Origin of the sequence: Pseudomonas rhizoryzae (genome assembly GCF_005250615.1) — a bacterium.
Taxonomy (GTDB): Bacteria; Pseudomonadota; Gammaproteobacteria; order Pseudomonadales; family Pseudomonadaceae; genus Chryseomonas; species Chryseomonas rhizoryzae.
The window spans coordinates 1-15,788 of sequence record NZ_SULM01000028.1 but is presented as its reverse complement, the minus strand read 5'-3'; the positions used below and the strand labels follow the sequence as shown (position 1 = coordinate 15,788).

Below are 15,788 nucleotides of genomic sequence, written 5' to 3'. Positions count from 1 at the left end.
TCTTCCGGCGCGTTGTCGATCTGGTCGAAACCACGAGCGGAACCGCCCCAGGTGTCGGCACAGACTTTGGTCAGCGCTGCGGTCAGAGTGGTCTTGCCATGGTCAACGTGACCGATGGTGCCCACGTTCAGGTGCGGTTTGTTACGTTCGAATTTTTCTTTAGCCACGAGATAAAACCTCTAGTCAAAGCGCTGATTAAGCTTGTTTCTTGATGATGGCTTCGGCGATGTTCGACGGAGCTTCGGCGTACTTGGAGAACTCCATGGAGTAGCTTGCGCGACCCTGAGACATGGAGCGGACATCCGTAGCGTAGCCAAACATCTCGCCCAGCGGAACCTCGGCACGGATGACCTTGCCGGTCACGGTGTCTTCCATACCCTGGATCAGGCCACGACGACGGTTCAGGTCGCCCATGACGTCACCCATGTAGTCTTCCGGGGTCACGACCTCGACCTTCATGATCGGCTCGAGCAGCACGGCACCACCCTTCTGGGTGAGCTGCTTGGTCGCCATGGAGGCAGCGATCTTGAACGCCATCTCGTTGGAGTCGACATCGTGGTAGGAACCATCGAATACCGCGGCCTTCAGGCCCAGCAGCGGATAGCCGGCGACGACGCCGTTCTTCATCTGCTCTTCGATACCCTTCTGGATCGCCGGGATGTATTCCTTCGGAATCACACCGCCCACGACTTCGCTGGTGAACTCCAGACCTTCCTGACCTTCGTCAGCCGGCGCGAAGCGGATCCAGCAGTGACCGAACTGACCACGACCACCCGACTGGCGAACGAACTTGCCTTCGATCTCGCAAGTGTTGCGGATGGTTTCGCGGTAGGCGACCTGGGGCTTACCGATGTTCGCTTCCACGCCGAACTCGCGCTTCATGCGGTCCACCAGGATGTCCAGGTGCAGCTCGCCCATACCGGAGATGATGGTCTGACCGGACTCTTCGTCGGTCTTGACGCGGAACGAGGGGTCTTCCTGGGCCAGCTTGCCCAGCGCGATACCCATCTTCTCCTGGTCGGCCTTGGTCTTCGGCTCGACGGCGACCGAGATCACCGGCTCCGGGAAGTCCATGCGCTCAAGGATGATCGGCTTCTCAATCGAGCACAGGGTGTCACCGGTGGTGACGTCCTTCATGCCGATCAGAGCAGCGATGTCGCCAGCGCGAACTTCCTTGATCTCTTCACGGGTGTTGGCATGCATCTGCACCATACGGCCGACGCGCTCTTTCTTGCCCTTCACCGAGTTGATGACGGAGTCACCGGAACTCAGCACGCCCGAGTAAACGCGCGCGAAGGTCAGGGTACCGACGAAGGGGTCGGTAGCGATCTTGAACGCCAGAGCCGAGAAGGGCTCGTCGTCGTCCGCATGACGCTCGTCGGTGATTTCCTCGTTGTCCGGGTTGACACCCTTGATCGCGGGAATCTCGATCGGCGCCGGCAGGAAGTCGATCACGGCGTCCAGAACCAGGGGCACGCCCTTGTTCTTGAAGGACGAACCGCAAACGGCCGGGACGATTTCGCAGGCGATGGTACGCTGGCGCAGACCGGCCTTGATCTCTTCGATCGACAGCTCGCCTTCTTCCAGGTACTTGTTCATCAGCTCTTCGTTGGCTTCGGCAGCTGCCTCGACCATGTTGGAGCGCCACTGCTCGGCATCGGCCAGCATGTCCGCAGGAATATCTTCCTCGCGGTAGGTCATGCCCTGGTCGTCTTCGTTCCAGAAGATCGCCTTCATCTTCAGCAGGTCGATCTGGCCCTGGAAGTTTTCTTCCGCGCCAATGGCCAGCTGAACCGGGACCGGAGTGTGGCCCAGACGCTTCTTGATCTGCTCGACGACGCGCAGGAAGTTGGCACCGGCACGGTCCATCTTGTTGACGTAGACGATGCGCGGTACGCCGTACTTGTTGGCCTGACGCCATACGGTTTCGGACTGGGGCTCGACACCGGAGGTGCCGCAGAACACCACTACCGCACCATCCAGCACGCGCAGGGAACGCTCCACCTCAATGGTGAAGTCCACGTGGCCGGGGGTGTCGATGATGTTCACGCGGTACTTGTCGTACTGCTTGGTCGAACCGGACCAGAACGCGGTGGTGGCAGCGGAGGTGATGGTGATACCACGCTCCTGCTCCTGCACCATCCAGTCCATGGTCGCAGCGCCGTCGTGAACCTCACCCATTTTGTGGTTCACGCCGGTGTAGAACAGAATCCGCTCGGTAGTAGTCGTCTTACCTGCGTCCACGTGGGCGCAGATACCGATGTTCCGGTAGCGGTTAATAGCGGTTGTACGAGCCATAAGGTCCTCGCTTGATTGGAAGCGCTAGGCTTAGAAGCGGTAGTGCGAGAAGGCCTTGTTGGCTTCTGCCATGCGATGCACGTCTTCGCGCTTCTTGACTGCGGCACCCTTGCCTTCAAAAGCGTCCATGAGTTCACCCGCCAGGCGCAGAGCCATGGACTTCTCACCACGCTTGCGCGCGGAGTCCACCAGCCAGCGCATGGCCAGGGCATTACGACGGGAAGGACGAACCTCAACCGGCACCTGGTAGGTAGCACCGCCGACACGGCGGGACTTCACTTCGACCAGCGGAGCGATGGCGTCGAGCGCTTTTTCGAAAACTTCCAGGGGTTCGGCGTTCTTGGAACGCTCTTTGACCTTGTCCAGAGCACCATAAACGATACGCTCGGCAACGGCTTTCTTGCCGCTTTCCATCACGTGGTTCATGAACTTGGCCAGGATCTGGCTTCCGTATTTCGGATCGTCAAGTATTTCGCGCTTGGCCGCTACACGACGTCTTGGCATTGATAAGCCCTCAAAACGGTCTTCAGGTTAGCTCGGGACCGATTGCCCGACCTTACTCTTATCGACTCGAACAAAAAGAATAGGTGATTACTTCGGACGCTTGGTGCCGTACTTGGAACGGCCCTGCTTGCGGTCCTTCACACCGGTGGTGTCCAGCGAGCCGCGCACGGTGTGATAACGCACACCCGGCAGATCCTTGACCCGACCACCGCGGATCAGCACGACGCTGTGTTCCTGGAGGTTGTGACCTTCACCGCCGATGTAGGAGGTGACTTCGAAGCCGTTGGTCAGACGCACACGGCAGACCTTCCGCAGTGCGGAGTTCGGCTTCTTGGGAGTGGTGGTGTACACGCGAGTGCACACGCCACGGCGTTGCGGGCAGTTTTGCAGCGCAGGCACGTCGGATTTCTCGACGAGACGCTTGCGTGCACTACGCACCAGCTGGTTGATAGTTGCCATCTATAGCTCCACTGATTGTCTTGCGACATAAACGAAATGACAGAACGTTAGTCCTGCCCATTTTCGGGGAACGAAAGTCTAAAGAGCTTGCAAGCTCCAGTCAAGACAAAGCCCCCGGACGCCTGGGGCGCCGGGGGCTTGGTCAAGCGACGTCGGCTACCGAACTCAGCTGGCGCTGGAGTTCAGCGCTTCGGTCAGGGCGGCTTCGGCTTCGCTGGCACTGACGCGCTGCGGCTTGCCGAGTTCGCGCTGGCGCTTGCGCTCGCTGTGGTAGGCCAGACCGGTACCGGCCGGGATCAGACGACCCACTACCACGTTCTCCTTCAGGCCGCGCAGGAAGTCGCGCTTGCCGGTCACGGCGGCTTCGGTCAGGACACGGGTGGTCTCCTGGAAGGAAGCGGCCGAGATGAAGGACTCGGTGGACAGCGAGGCCTTGGTGATACCCAGCAGCACGCGCTCGTACTTGGCGACGAAGCGATCGTTGGCGACCAGTTGCTCGTTCTCTTCCAGGACATGGGTCAGTTCGACCTGATCGCCCTTGATGAAGCTCGAGTCACCGGTATCGCTCACTTCGACCTTGCGCAGCATCTGCCGCAGGATGGTCTCGATGTGCTTGTCGTTGATCTTCACGCCCTGCAGGCGGTACACGTCCTGGATCTCGTTGACGATGTACTTGGCCAGCGCGCTGACACCCAGCAGGCGCAGGATGTCGTGCGGGTTGCTCGGACCGTCGGAGATGACTTCACCGCGGCTGACCTGTTCGCCTTCGAAGACGTTCAGGTGGCGCCACTTCGGAATCAGCTCCTCGTAGGGATCGGTGCCGTCGGTCGGGGTGATGACCAGGCGACGCTTGCCCTTGGTTTCCTTGCCGAAGGAGATGGTACCGCTGATCTCCGCCAGGATGGCCGGCTCCTTGGGACGACGCGCTTCGAAGAGGTCGGCCACGCGGGGCAGACCACCGGTGATGTCGCGGGTCTTGGAGGTTTCCTGGGGGATACGGGCGATAACGTCACCCACATGCACCTTGGCACCGTCGCTCAGGTTGACCAGCGCGTTCGGCGGCAGGAAGTACTGAGCCGGTACGTCGGTACCCGGCAACAGCAGGTCCTTGCCGTTGGCGTCGATCAGCTTGACCGCCGGACGGATGTCCTTGCCGGAAGTCGGACGATCCTTGGCGTCGAGCACCTCGATGTTGGTCAGACCGGTGAGTTCGTCGGTCTGGCGCTTGATGGTAATGCCCTCCTCCATGCCGACGAAGGCCACGGTACCGTCCATCTCGGTGACGATGGGGTGGGTGTGCGGGTCCCACTTGGCGACGATGGCACCAGCGTCGACCTTGTCGCCTTCCTTGACCGAAATCACCGCACCGTAGGGCAGCTTGTAGCGCTCGCGCTCACGACCGAAGTCGTCGGCGATGGCCAGCTCACCGGAACGGGACACGGCAACCAGGGCGCCATCGGCACGTTCGACGTGCTTCAGGTTGTGCAGGCGGATGGCACCGCCATTCTTGACCTGGACGCTGTCGGCGGCGGAAGTACGGCTGGCCGCACCACCGATGTGGAAGGTACGCATGGTCAGCTGGGTACCCGGCTCACCGATGGACTGGGCAGCAATGACGCCGACCGCTTCACCGATGTTGACCTGGTGACCGCGGGCCAGATCGCGACCGTAGCACTTGGCGCAGATGCCATGACGGGTTTCGCAGGTGATCGGCGAACGCACCACGACTTCGTCGACGCTGTTGAGTTCGAGGAACTCGACCCAGCGCTCGTCGACCAGGGTGCCGGCCGGCACGATGATCTCTTCGGTACCCGGCTTGGGCACGTCACGGGCAATGACTCGACCCAGCACGCGCTCACCCAGGGGCTCGACCACGTCGCCGCCTTCGATGTGCGGGGTCATGATCAGACCACGCTCGGTACCGCAATCGACCTCGGTCACCACCAGGTCCTGGGCCACGTCGACGAGACGACGGGTCAGGTAACCGGAGTTCGCGGTCTTCAGGGCGGTATCCGCCAGGCCCTTACGGGCACCGTGGGTGGAGATGAAGTACTGGAGTACGTTCAGGCCTTCACGGAAGTTGGCGGTAATGGGCGTCTCGATGATGGAGCCGTCCGGCTTGGCCATCAGGCCACGCATGCCGGCGAGCTGACGAATCTGGGCCGCGGAACCCCGGGCGCCGGAATCGGCCATCATGTACATGGAGTTGAAGGACTCCTGATCGACTTCCTTGCCCTCGCGGTCGATGACCTTCTCTTTCGAGAGGTTGGTCATCATCGCCTTGGACACTTCGTCGTTGGCCTTCGACCAGAGGTCGATCACCTTGTTGTACTTCTCGCCCTGGGTCACCAGGCCGGAGGCGTACTGGCTCTCGATCTCCTTCACTTCGGCGGTGGCGGCATCGATGATGCGGGCCTTCTCGTCCGGGATGACGAAGTCGTTGACGCCAATGGAGACGCCGGACAGGGTCGAATAGGCGAAACCGGTGTACATCAGCTGGTCGGCGAAGATGACGGTGTCCTTCAGACCCACCACGCGGTAGCAGTGGTTGATCAGCTTGGAGATGGCCTTCTTCTTCATCGACTGATTGACCACGTCGTACGGCAGACCGGCGGGCACGACCTGGAACAGCAGCGCGCGGCCGACGGTGGTGTCGACGATGCGGGTGTTCTTGGTCAGGCTGCCGTCCTTGTGACGGATGGTCTCGTTGATGCGCACCTTGACCTTGGCATGCAGGGCGGCCTCGCCGGCACGGAAGACGCGATCGACTTCCTGCAGGTCGGCGAACACGCGGCCTTCGCCCTTGGCGTTGATGGCTTCACGGGTCATGTAGTACAGACCCAGGACCACGTCCTGCGACGGCACGATGATCGGCTCGCCGTTGGCGGGCGACAGGATGTTGTTGGTCGACATCATCAGGGCGCGCGCTTCCAGCTGGGCTTCCAGCGTCAGCGGCACGTGCACGGCCATCTGGTCACCGTCGAAGTCGGCGTTGTACGCGGCGCAGACCAGCGGGTGCAGCTGGATGGCCTTGCCTTCGATGAGGACCGGCTCGAACGCCTGGATACCCAGACGGTGCAGGGTCGGGGCGCGGTTGAGCAGCACGGGGTGTTCGCGGATGACTTCGGCGAGAACGTCCCAGACCTCGGGCAGTTCGCGCTCGACCATCTTCTTGGCGGCCTTGATGGTGGTCGCCATGCCGCGGGCTTCCAGCTTGCCGAAGATGAAGGGCTTGAACAGCTCCAGGGCCATCTTCTTGGGCAGACCGCACTGATGCAGACGCAGGGTCGGGCCCACGGTGATCACGGAACGACCGGAGTAGTCGACGCGCTTGCCCAGCAGGTTCTGACGGAAACGACCCTGCTTGCCCTTGATCATGTCGGCCAGGGACTTCAGCGGGCGCTTGTTGGAACCGGTGATGGCACGACCACGACGGCCGTTGTCCAGCAGGGCGTCAACGGCTTCCTGCAGCATGCGCTTCTCGTTGCGCACGATGATGTCGGGCGCGGCGAGGTCGAGCAGCCGCTTGAGGCGGTTGTTCCGGTTGATGACGCGACGATAGAGGTCGTTCAGATCGGAAGTCGCGAAGCGGCCGCCATCCAGCGGTACCAGCGGACGCAGGTCCGGCGGCAGCACGGGCAGCACGGTCATGACCATCCACTCCGGCTTGTTGCCGGAACCCTGGAAGGCTTCCATCAGCTTCAGGCGCTTGGACAGCTTCTTGATCTTGGTCTCGGAGTTGGTCTGCGGAATCTCTTCGCGCAGGCGGCCGATCTCGTGCTCCAGATCAATGGCGCCGAGCAGCTGGAATACGGCTTCTGCACCCATGCGGGCATCGAAGTCGTCGCCGAATTCTTCCAGTGCCTCGAAGTACTGCTCGTCGTTGAGCAGCTGGTACTTCTCGAGGGTGGTCATGCCCGGATCGATCACCACGTAGCTCTCGAAATAGAGCACGCGCTCGATGTCACGCAGGGTCATGTCCAGCAGCAAGCCGATACGGGACGGCAGCGACTTCAGGAACCAGATGTGGGCGACGGGCGAAGCCAGCTCGATGTGACCCATGCGCTCGCGGCGCACCTTGGCCAGGGCGACTTCCACGCCGCACTTCTCGCAGATCACGCCGCGGTGCTTGAGGCGCTTGTACTTGCCGCACAGGCACTCGTAGTCCTTGACCGGGCCAAAGATCTTGGCACAGAACAGACCATCGCGCTCCGGCTTGAAGGTACGGTAGTTGATGGTCTCCGGCTTCTTCACTTCACCGAACGACCAGGAACGAATCATCTCGGGCGAGGCCAGACCGATACGGATGGCATCGAACTCTTCGAGTTGACCCTGGTTTTTCAACAGATTGAGCAAGTCTTTCAAGGCCTTTCCTCCTCACGGACCGGAGGTGACCGCCGCGCGGCCACCTCCTCTAGGGTCTCGTGTTATTCGGTTTCCAGTTCGATATCGATGCCGAGCGAGCGGATTTCCTTGATCAGTACGTTGAAGGACTCGGGCATGCCGGCCTCCATGCGGTGATCCCCGTCCACGATGTTCTTGTACATCTTGGTCCGGCCGTTCACATCGTCCGACTTCACCGTCAGCATTTCCTGCAGGGTGTAAGCCGCGCCATAGGCCTCCAGTGCCCAGACCTCCATCTCCCCGAAACGCTGACCACCGAACTGCGCCTTACCACCCAGCGGCTGCTGGGTGACCAGGCTGTAGGAACCGGTGGAACGGGCGTGCATCTTGTCGTCCACCAGGTGGTTCAGCTTGAGCATGTACATGTAGCCAACGGTGGTGGTGCGCTCGAAGGCGTTGCCGGTGCGGCCGTCGTACAGACGCATCTGGCCGCTCTCGGGCAGATCGGCCAGCTTCAGCATAGCCTTGATCTCGCGCTCCTTGGCACCGTCGAAGACCGGCGTGGCCATGGGGACACCACCGCGCAGGTTCTTCGCCAGGTCGAGGATTTCCTGATCGCTCAGGTCATCCAGCTTCTCCTGACGGCCACCGATCTCGTTGTAGATCTCGTGCAGGAAGCCACGCAGTTCGGCGACCTTGCGCTGCTCTTCGATCATCACGTTGATCTTCTCGCCCAGACCCTTGGCCGCGAGGCCCAGGTGGGTTTCGAGGATCTGACCGACGTTCATCCGCGAGGGTACGCCCAGCGGGTTGAGCACGATGTCCACCGGCGTGCCGTTGGCGTCGTAGGGCATGTCTTCGACCGGCATGATCACCGAGACCACACCCTTGTTACCGTGACGACCGGCCATCTTGTCGCCCGGCTGGATGCGACGCTTGATGGCGAGGTAGACCTTGACGATCTTCAGTACGCCCGGCGCCAGGTCATCGCCCTGCTGCAGCTTGCGCTTCTTGTCTTCGAACTTGTCGTCCAACAGCTGGCGACGGTCGGACAGGTAGGCTTGGGCTTTTTCCAGCTGCTCGTTGTGAGCATCTTCCGCCATGCGCAGCTTGAACCACTGACCGCGCTCGAGGCCGTTCAGGTACTCGTCGGTGATGACGGCACCCTTCTTGACCGCCGGGCCACCTTCGGCGACCTGACCGACCAGCGCCTGACGCAGACGCTCGAAGGTCGCGCCTTCGACGATGCGGAACTCTTCGTTCAGATCCTTACGGATCTCGTCGAGCTGGGACTTCTCGATGGCCAGGGCGCGGGAGTCGCGCTCGACACCGTCACGGGTGAAGACCTGGACGTCGATGACGGTACCCTTGGTGCCGGTGGGCACGCGCAGGGAGGTGTCCTTCACGTCGCTGGCCTTCTCGCCGAAGATGGCGCGCAGCAGCTTCTCTTCCGGAGTCAGCTGGGTTTCGCCCTTGGGCGTGACCTTGCCGACCAGGATGTCACCGGCACCGACTTCGGCACCGACGTAGACGATACCGGCCTCGTCCAGCTTGTTCAGCGCAGCCTCACCCACGTTCGGGATGTCGGAGGTGATTTCCTCCGGGCCGAGCTTGGTGTCACGGGCCACACAGGTCAGTTCCTGGATGTGGATGGTGGTGAAGCGGTCTTCCTGAACCACGCGCTCCGACAGACAGATGGAGTCTTCGAAGTTGAAGCCGTTCCAGGGCATGAAGGCCACGCGCATGTTCTGACCCAGTGCCAGCTCGCCCATGTCGGTCGAGGGGCCATCGGCCAGGATGTCGAACTTGGCCACCTGATCACCCTTGCTCACCAGCGGACGCTGGTTGATGCAGGTGTTCTGGTTGGAACGGGTGTACTTGGTCAGGTTGTAGATGTCGACGCCGGCTTCACCGGTCTCGACTTCGTCATCATTGACGCGTACCACGATACGGCTGGCGTCGACGGAGTCGATCACACCGCCACGACGGGCGACGACGCAGACGCCGGAGTCACGGGCGACGTTGCGCTCCATGCCGGTACCCACGAGCGGCTTGTCCGAACGCAGGGTCGGCACGGCCTGACGCTGCATGTTGGAACCCATCAGCGCGCGGTTGGCGTCGTCGTGCTCGAGGAACGGAATCAACGAGGCGGCGACGGAGACGACCTGCTTGGGCGACACGTCCATCAGGGTGACGTCTTCGGGCGCCTTCACGGTGAATTCGTTCAGGTGACGCACGGCGACCAGCTCGTCGATCAGCCGGTTGTTCTCGTCCAGGGCCGCGGAGGCCTGGGCGATCACGTGGTTGGCTTCTTCGATGGCCGACAGGAAGACGATCTCGTCGGTGGCCACGCCGTCCTTGACCATGCGGTACGGGCTTTCGAGGAAGCCGTACTGGTTGGTGCGGGCGTAGGCAGCCAGGGAGTTGATCAGGCCGATGTTCGGACCTTCCGGGGTTTCGATCGGGCAGACACGACCGTAGTGGGTCGGGTGCACGTCACGGACTTCGAAGCCGGCGCGCTCACGGGTCAGACCGCCCGGGCCGAGTGCGGAAACGCGGCGCTTGTGGGTGATCTCCGACAGCGGGTTGTTCTGGTCCATGAACTGGGACAGCTGGCTGGAACCGAAGAATTCCTTGATCGCGGCAGCCACCGGCTTGGCGTTGATCAGGTCCTGCGGCATCAGGCCTTCGCTTTCGGCCATGGACAGGCGTTCCTTGACGGCGCGCTCTACCCGCACCAGGCCCACGCGGAACTGGTTCTCGGCCATTTCACCGACGCAACGGACACGACGGTTACCCAGGTGGTCGATGTCGTCGACGATGCCCTTGCCGTTACGGATGTCGACCAGGGTCTTGAGCACGTCGACGATGTCTTCGCGACTCAGCACGCCCGAGCCTTCGATGGCATCGCGACCGATACGGCGGTTGAACTTCATGCGGCCGACGGCGGACAGGTCGTAACGCTCGGCGCTGAAGAACAGGTTGTTGAACAGGGTCTCGGCCGCTTCCTTGGTTGGCGGCTCGCCAGGACGCATCATCCGATAGATCTCGACCAGGGCTTCCAGCTGGTTGCCGGTGGAGTCGATCTTCAGGGTATCGGAGATGAACGGACCGCAGTCGATGTCGTTGGTGTACAGCGTCTCGAGACGCACGACATTGGCCTTGGCGATCTTGGCCAGCATGTCCAGGGTCAGTTCGGTGTTGCACTCGGCGATGATCTCGCCAGTAGCCGGGTGCACGATGGCCTTGGCAGTGGTACGGCCAATGACGTAGTCGAAGGGCACTTCCAGCTCGGTGATACCGGCCTTTTCCAGCTGATTGATGTGGCGAGCGGTGACACGACGGCCCTGCTCCACGATCACCTTGCCGGTGTTGTCCTTGATGTCGAAGCTGGCGATATCACCACGCAGACGCTGGGGCACCAGCTCCAGATTCAGGGTCTCGCCCTTGATGTGGAAGACGTTGGTGTCATAGAAGGCATCCAGCACTTCTTCGGTGCTGTAGCCGAGCGCGCGCAGCAGTACCGAGGCCGGCAGCTTGCGGCGACGGTCGATACGAACGAAGACGGCGTCCTTGGGATCGAACTCGAAGTCCAGCCAGGAGCCGCGGTAAGGAATGATGCGCGCCGAGTACAGCAGCTTGCCCGAGCTGTGAGTCTTGCCGCGGTCGTGATCGAAGAACACGCCCGGGCTGCGGTGCAGCTGGGACACGATGACGCGCTCGGTACCGTTGATGATGAAGGTACCGTTCTCGGTCATCAGGGGGATTTCCCCCATGTAGACTTCCTGCTCCTTGATGTCCTTGATCGCCTTGTTCGACGACTCACGGTCGAAAATGATCAGGCGAACCTTGACCCGCAGCGGGACCGCGAAGGTCACGCCGCGCAGGACGCATTCCTTCACGTCGAAGGCAGGATCGCCCAGGCGATAGCCGACGTATTCCAGGGCAGCGTTGCCGGAATAGCTGATAATCGGGAAAACGGACTTGAAGGCCGCATGCAGGCCGATATCGCGGAACTGGTCTTTGCCTGCGCCCGCCTGCAGGAATTCGCGGTACGAATCCAGTTGGATAGCCAGCAAATAGGGCACGTCCATGACGTGCGGCAACTTGCTAAAGTCCTTGCGGATACGTTTTTTCTCAGTGTATGAGTAAGCCATCAGCGTTCCCCAGCTTGGTCACCAGCTTGTTTGGCCTCTCCGACGGGAGCAGCCGGAAAATCGTGCAAACCCTTGGTCTGCCGCACCCCGAGAGCGAGGTGGATACAGCGCGTTTTGGTAGGCGGATATGCTCGCCCTGCACAAAACGGCAAAAGGCCGGTGGCGTTCGCCACCAGCCATCAGCCGAACGTGAGACGTTCTGGCTGTAGACGCAAGAACCGAACTTACTTGAGCTCGACCTTGGCGCCTGCTTCTTCCAGAGACTTCTTGGCAGCCTCGGCTTCCTCTTTGGAAACGCCTTCCTTGACCACGCCCGGGGCGCCGTCAACGACAGCCTTGGCTTCTTTCAGGCCCAGGCCGGTCAGTTCACGAACGACCTTGATGACGTTCACTTTCTTGTCGCCGGCTTCGGTCAACATGATGGTGAATTCGGTCTGCTCTTCGACGGCAGCAGCGGCAACAGCCGGGCCAGCGGCCACAGCGGCAGCGGCGGTCACGCCGAACTTCTCTTCCATCGCCTTGATCAGTTCCACCACTTGCATGACGGACATTTCGGATACGGCGTTGATGATGTCTTCGTTGGTCAGAGCCATGACTCTAAATTCCTATAACAGGGTGCGGCTTCAGGCCGCAAATAATAAGAAAGACTTCGGGAAAGCGCAGCACGCACGATTAGGCGGCGGCAGCTTCCTTTTGGTCGCGAATGGCGGCGAGGGTACGAGCCAGCTTGCTGGTAGCGCCCTGGATAACACTCATCAGCTGGGACACAGCTTCGTCGTAGGTCGGCAGCGATGCCAGTACGTCGATCTGGTTAGCCGGGATGAGCTTGCCTTCGAACGCGGCGGCCTTGATCTCGAACTTGTCCTGACCCTTGGCGAAATCCTTGAAGATACGGGCGGCAGCGCCCGGATGCTCTTGGGAGAACGCGATCAGGGTCGGGCCCTTGAAGGTGTCGTTGAGGACGTCGAAAGACGTACCTTCAACGGCACGACGCAGCAGGGTGTTACGTACGACACGCACATAGACACCGGCCGCGCGGGCCTCTTTACGGAGTCCGGTCATGGCACCCACGGTCACGCCACGGGCATCAGCCACGACAGCGGACAGGGCACCTTGGGCAGCCTCGTTGACTTCAGCGACGATAGCCTTCTTGTCTTCGAGTTTGATTGCCACGGGTTCAACTCCTGGATGTTACCGTTTCGCCCGATGGTCTGGGCGGCGTTTTGGTGTCTGACTCGGTAACCGAATCGGGAGCACCATCTGCGTAGGCTAGGGTTTCCCCAGTTTAAGACCTGCGTCCCCTACGGTCTTGGACAGCCCCCGCCAGGCAGGGACCCCAATCTTGGCGCCGTGCCCGAGGGCACGGCGACTTCTAACTTGCTTAGGCTTCCAGGGAAGCCTGGTCGATCTGCAGACCCGGGCCCATGGTGGAGCTCAGGGTGATGCGCTTGACGTAGATGCCCTTGGAGGTCGAGGGCTTCAGGCGCTTCAGGTCGGCCAGCAGGGCTTCGACGTTCTGCTTCAGCTTGACGGGCTCGAAATCGATCTTGCCAACGGAAGCATGGATGATGCCGTTCTTGTCGGTACGGAAACGCACCTGACCAGCCTTGGCATTCTTGACGGCGGTAGCGACGTCCGGGGTCACGGTGCCAACCTTGGGGTTGGGCATCAGACCGCGCGGGCCGAGGATCTGGCCCAGCTGACCGACGACGCGCATGGCGTCCGGCGAAGCGATGACCACGTCGTAGTTCAGATCGCCAGCTTTCATCTCGGCAGCCAGTTCGTCCATGCCGACTTTCTCGGCACCAGCGGCCAGCGCGGCTTCGGCGTTGGCACCCTGGGTGAACACGGCAACGCGAACCGACTTGCCAGTACCGTTGGGCAGCACGGTGGCGCCACGGACGACCTGATCGGATTTACGCGGATCCACGCCCAGGTTCACGGAGACGTCAACGGACTCCTTGAACTTGATGGTGGACAGCTCGGCCAGCAGGGCCGCAGCTTCTTCGAAGCCGTACTGCTTGCCGGCCTGGATTTTTTCGGCGATCGACTTTTGACGCTTAGTGAGCTTGGCCATTACACGCCCTCCACATTCAGACCCATGCTACGAGCGGAACCGGCGATGGTGCGCACGGCGGCGTCCATATCGGCGGCGGTGAGATCGGCATTCTTGGTCTTGGCGATCTCTTCCAGCTGGGCGCGGGTAACGGTACCGACCTTCTGGGTGTTGGGGCGGGGCGAGCCGCTCTGGATGCCAGCAGCCTTCTTGAGCAGCACGGAGGCCGGGGTGCTCTTGATTTCGAAGGTGAAGCTACGGTCGCTGTACACGGTGATGATCACCGGGGTGGGCAGACCAGGCTCCATGCCCTGAGTGCGGGCATTGAACGCCTTACAGAATTCCATGATGTTGACGCCGTGCTGACCCAGAGCCGGACCGACTGGCGGGCTCGGGTTGGCTTGAGCGGCCTTAACTTGCAGCTTGATGTAAGCCTGAATCTTCTTAGCCATGTGCTACTCCAATGATGGGTTCAGCGCCCCACGGGGCTCCCCAATTACTTGCTATATCCCAGTGACGACAAAACCCCGCAGCCTTGGCTACGGGGTGAGGGATGCGGACAACCTAGACCTTTTCGACCTGGCTGAACTCGAGCTCCACAGGGGTGGACCGACCAAAGATCAGTACCGCCACGTGGATGCGGCTCTTTTCGTAATTCACTTCTTCGACGACACCATTGAAGTCGGCGAACGGACCATCAACCACACGAACCGTCTCACCTGCCTCGAACAGCGTCTTCGGCTTGGGCTTGTCGCTACTGTCGGAAACACGACGCAGAATGGCGTCCGCTTCACGATCAGTGATGGGCGCAGGCTTGTCGGCAGTACCACCGATGAAGCCCATGACCCGCGGGGTGTCCTTGACCAAGTGCCAGGTCCCCTCGTTCATTTCCATCTGCACCAGGACGTAGCCCGGGAAAAACTTACGCTCGCTCTTGCGCTTCTGGCCGTTGCGCATTTCCACCACTTCCTCGGTGGGCACGAGAATATCGCCGAACTGGTCTTCCATTTCGTGCAGCTTGACGCGCTCGATCAACGAACGCATGACATGCTTCTCGTAACCCGAGTAGGCATGCACGACGTACCAACGCTTAGCCACGGCGAACCCTTTCAACCAACGATCGTGGAAACCAGCCAACCGAGCAGGGAGTCAAGCCCCCACAACAACAAAGCCATCACGAGCACCACGGCAACCACGATCAGCGTGGTCTGAGTGGTCTCTTGCCGAGTAGGCCAGACAACCTTGCGAATCTCGGTACGGGCGTCTTTCAGCAAGCCGAAGAAGGCTTGCCCCTTGACAGTCTGCAGTGCGATAAAGGCAGCAATCGCAGCCAACACCAACAGACCTATGACTCGATACAGGATGGACTGAGCAGCGAAGTAGTGATTGGCAACCACACCGATCACGACCAGAACGACAACCACCAGCCACTTCAGCGCATCGAAGCGCGACTCTTTGGCTTCCGCCTTGATGCTCATTGCATGAATCCTGTAAGGAGTGCCAGATCAGAATCTGGCAGGCCAGGAGGGAATCGAACCCCCAACCTGCGGTTTTGGAGACCGCCGCTCTGCCAATTGAGCTACTGGCCTGTAACTTGAATCAGGCCGGCCATTATGCCGACCTGAAAGCCCAAGATCAATCGATTACTCGATGATCTTGGCAACCACACCAGCGCCGACGGTACGACCGCCTTCACGGATGGCGAAACGCAGACCGTCTTCCATGGCGATCGGAGCGATCAGGGTGACAACCATCTTGATGTTGTCGCCCGGCATCACCATCTCGACGCCTTCCGGCAGTTCGCAGTTACCGGTCACGTCGGTGGTCCGGAAGTAGAACTGCGGACGGTAGCCCTTGAAGAACGGGGTGTGACGACCACCTTCTTCCTTGGACAGCACGTACACTTCGCACTCGAACTTGGTGTGCGGCTTGATGGTGCCCGGCTTGGCCAGAACCTGGCCACGCTCCAC

At 61.0% G+C, this 15,788-nt stretch carries 13 protein-coding genes and 1 tRNA gene; all 14 read right to left on the bottom strand.

Annotation, left to right across the window (positions count from 1 at the left end; translation table 11 throughout):
* Window positions 1-167: GTP-binding protein (locus FAZ11_RS24325; RefSeq protein WP_241667494.1), on the bottom strand; the 167-nt coding region annotated here is incomplete at its 3' end.
* Between the two features lie 28 nt (window positions 168-195).
* Window positions 196-2,298: an elongation factor G gene (gene fusA, locus FAZ11_RS24320; RefSeq protein WP_058766818.1), complete on the bottom strand. Its 2,103-nt coding sequence runs from the start codon at window positions 2,296-2,298 to the stop codon at window positions 196-198.
* 30 nt (window positions 2,299-2,328) lie between these two features.
* Window positions 2,329-2,802: a 30S ribosomal protein S7 gene (gene rpsG, locus FAZ11_RS24315; RefSeq protein WP_007163088.1), complete on the bottom strand. Its 474-nt coding sequence runs from the start codon at window positions 2,800-2,802 to the stop codon at window positions 2,329-2,331.
* An 87-nt stretch (window positions 2,803-2,889) separates the two neighbouring features.
* Complete coding sequence (rpsL, locus tag FAZ11_RS24310) at window positions 2,890-3,261, bottom strand: 30S ribosomal protein S12 (RefSeq protein ID WP_058765563.1); 372 nt, start codon at window positions 3,259-3,261, stop codon at window positions 2,890-2,892.
* 165 nt (window positions 3,262-3,426) lie between these two features.
* Window positions 3,427-7,626 (bottom strand): DNA-directed RNA polymerase subunit beta', encoded by a 4,200-nt coding sequence (gene rpoC, locus FAZ11_RS24305; RefSeq protein ID WP_058765565.1) that lies wholly within the window; start codon window positions 7,624-7,626, stop codon window positions 3,427-3,429.
* Between the two features lie 62 nt (window positions 7,627-7,688).
* Window positions 7,689-11,762 (bottom strand): DNA-directed RNA polymerase subunit beta, encoded by a 4,074-nt coding sequence (rpoB, locus tag FAZ11_RS24300; RefSeq protein WP_058766817.1) that lies wholly within the window; start codon window positions 11,760-11,762, stop codon window positions 7,689-7,691.
* Between the two features lie 224 nt (window positions 11,763-11,986).
* Window positions 11,987-12,355 carry a 50S ribosomal protein L7/L12 gene (gene rplL, locus FAZ11_RS24295; RefSeq protein WP_058765569.1) on the bottom strand — a complete coding sequence of 123 codons (369 nt, stop codon included), beginning with the start codon at window positions 12,353-12,355 and terminating at the stop codon, window positions 11,987-11,989.
* A 79-nt stretch (window positions 12,356-12,434) separates the two neighbouring features.
* Window positions 12,435-12,935, bottom strand: a complete 501-nt coding sequence (gene rplJ, locus FAZ11_RS24290) for a 50S ribosomal protein L10 (RefSeq protein ID WP_007163093.1) — start codon at window positions 12,933-12,935, stop codon at window positions 12,435-12,437.
* Between the two features lie 208 nt (window positions 12,936-13,143).
* Window positions 13,144-13,839, bottom strand: coding sequence for a 50S ribosomal protein L1 (gene rplA / locus FAZ11_RS24285; protein ID WP_058765571.1), 696 nt, complete (start codon window positions 13,837-13,839; stop codon window positions 13,144-13,146).
* A complete protein-coding gene (gene rplK / locus FAZ11_RS24280; protein WP_058765574.1) occupies window positions 13,839-14,270 on the bottom strand; it encodes a 50S ribosomal protein L11 in 432 nt (143 codons plus the stop codon). The genes rplA and rplK overlap by 1 nt, the downstream gene beginning before the upstream one ends.
* A 112-nt stretch (window positions 14,271-14,382) precedes the next feature.
* Entirely contained in the window at window positions 14,383-14,916 is a 534-nt protein-coding gene (gene nusG / locus FAZ11_RS24275) for a transcription termination/antitermination protein NusG (protein ID WP_007163096.1), read from the bottom strand.
* Window positions 14,917-14,927: 11 nt separating this feature from the next.
* Window positions 14,928-15,296 carry a preprotein translocase subunit SecE gene (gene secE / locus FAZ11_RS24270; protein WP_058766816.1) on the bottom strand — a complete coding sequence of 123 codons (369 nt, stop codon included), beginning with the start codon at window positions 15,294-15,296 and terminating at the stop codon, window positions 14,928-14,930.
* A 35-nt stretch (window positions 15,297-15,331) separates the two neighbouring features.
* Window positions 15,332-15,407 (bottom strand) — tRNA-Trp (locus tag FAZ11_RS24265).
* 54 nt (window positions 15,408-15,461) lie between these two features.
* Window positions 15,462-15,788, bottom strand: a 327-nt coding sequence (locus tag FAZ11_RS24260) for an EF-Tu C-terminal domain-related protein (protein ID WP_023980248.1), incomplete at its 5' end; no start/stop codon positions are given.

Bases quoted from the DNA above. Each gene is read 5' to 3' on its own strand.
- fusA (WP_058766818.1), bottom strand. From the start codon at position 2,298: ATGGCTCGTACAACCGCTATTAACCGCTACCGGAACATCGGTATCTGC.
- rpsG (WP_007163088.1), bottom strand. From the start codon at position 2,802: ATGCCAAGACGTCGTGTAGCGGCCAAGCGCGAAATACTTGACGATCCG.
- rpsL (WP_058765563.1), bottom strand. From the start codon at position 3,261: ATGGCAACTATCAACCAGCTGGTGCGTAGTGCACGCAAGCGTCTCGTC.
- rpoB (WP_058766817.1), bottom strand. From the start codon at position 11,762: ATGGCTTACTCATACACTGAGAAAAAACGTATCCGCAAGGACTTTAGC.
- rplL (WP_058765569.1), bottom strand. From the start codon at position 12,355: ATGGCTCTGACCAACGAAGACATCATCAACGCCGTATCCGAAATGTCC.
- rplA (WP_058765571.1), bottom strand. From the start codon at position 13,839: ATGGCCAAGCTCACTAAGCGTCAAAAGTCGATCGCCGAAAAAATCCAG.
- rplK (WP_058765574.1), bottom strand. From the start codon at position 14,270: ATGGCTAAGAAGATTCAGGCTTACATCAAGCTGCAAGTTAAGGCCGCT.
- secE (WP_058766816.1), bottom strand. From the start codon at position 15,296: ATGAGCATCAAGGCGGAAGCCAAAGAGTCGCGCTTCGATGCGCTGAAG.